Genomic DNA, 1,528 nt, shown 5'->3' with positions numbered 1-1,528 from the left:
TTTTACAATGGAGAGTTTGATCTTGGCTCAGGATGAACGCTAGCGGCAGGCCTAATACATGCAAGTCGAACGGTGGTAGCAATACCATAGTGGCGCACGGGTGCGTAACGCGTAGCCAACCTACCCGAATCTGGGGGATAGCCCGCCGAAAGGCGGATTAATACCGCATAAAACTGCAGAACGGCATCGTTTAACAGTTAAAGATTTATTGGATTCGGATGGGGCTGCGTGCCATTAGCTGGTTGGTAAGGTAACGGCTTACCAAGGCGACGATGGCTAGGGGAGCTGAGAGGCTGGTCCCCCACACGGGCACTGAGATACGGGCCCGACTCCTACGGGAGGCAGCAGTAGGGAATATTGGGCAATGGGCGAGAGCCTGACCCAGCCATGCCGCGTGCAGGATGAAGGCTTTCTGAGTCGTAAACTGCTTTTGCCAGGGAAGAAAAAAGGGCATGCGTGCTCTACTGACGGTACCTGGTGAATAAGCACCGGCTAACTCCGTGCCAGCAGCCGCGGTAATACGGAGGGTGCAAGCGTTGTCCGGATTTATTGGGTTTAAAGGGTGCGTAGGCGGTCCTGTAAGTCTGGGGTGAAAGCCCGTTGCTCAACAACGGAACTGCCCTGGAAACTGCGGGACTTGAGTACAGACGAGGGTGGCGGAATGGATGCTGTAGCGGTGAAATGCATAGATAGCATCCAGAACCCCGATTGCGAAGGCAGCTGCCTAGACTGTAACTGACGCTGAGGCACGAAAGCGTGGGGAGCGAACAGGATTAGATACCCTGGTAGTCCACGCCGTAAACGATGGATACTCGCTGGTGGCGATAGACGGTCACTGGCTTAGCGAAAGCGTTAAGTATCCCACCTGGGGAGTACGCCCGCAAGGGTGAAACTCAAAAGAATTGACGGGGGCCCGCACAAGTGGTGGAGCATGTGGTTTAATTCGATGATACGCGAGGAACCTTACCTAGGCTAGAATGCGCGTGACCGGTTCAGAGATGAATCTTTCCTTCGGGACACAAAGCAAGGTGCTGCATGGCCGTCGTCAGCTCGTGCCGTGAGGTGTTGGGTTAAGTCCCGCAACGAGCGCAACCCCTATGGTTAGTTGCCAGCACGTAATGGTGGGGACTCTAGCCAGACTGCCTGCGCAAGCAGTGAGGAAGGCGGGGACGACGTCAGGTCATCATGGCCCTTACGCCTAGGGCTACACACGTGCTACAATGGACGGTACAGCGGGTTGCCAACCAGCGATGGTGCGCCAATCCCGAAAAGCCGTTCTCAGTTCGGATCGGAGTCTGCAACTCGACTCCGTGAAGCTGGAATCACTAGTAATCGCGTATCAGCAATGACGCGGTGAATACGTTCCCGGGCCTTGTACACACCGCCCGTCAAGCCATGAAAGTCTGGTAGACCTGAAGCCGGTGCTCCGCAACGAAGCCGGTTAGGGTAGAACAGGTAATTAGGGCTAAGTCGTAACAAGGTAGCCGTACCGGAAGGTGCGGCTGGATCACCTCCTTTCTGGAGCAGT

1 rRNA gene is annotated in these 1,528 nt (G+C 55.5%); it reads left to right on the top strand.

Annotated elements, in window-relative coordinates:
- Positions 1 to 4: 4 nt before the first annotated feature.
- Positions 5 to 1,518: ribosomal RNA gene (locus ACYVHT_RS23195) — 16S ribosomal RNA — on the top strand.
- The last annotated feature ends 10 nt before the right edge of the window (positions 1,519 to 1,528 follow it).

It is taken from the genome of Hymenobacter daeguensis (assembly GCF_054780555.1).
The sequence above is the reverse complement of the archived record's forward strand: the minus strand, read 5'-3'. Positions and strand labels throughout refer to the sequence as shown.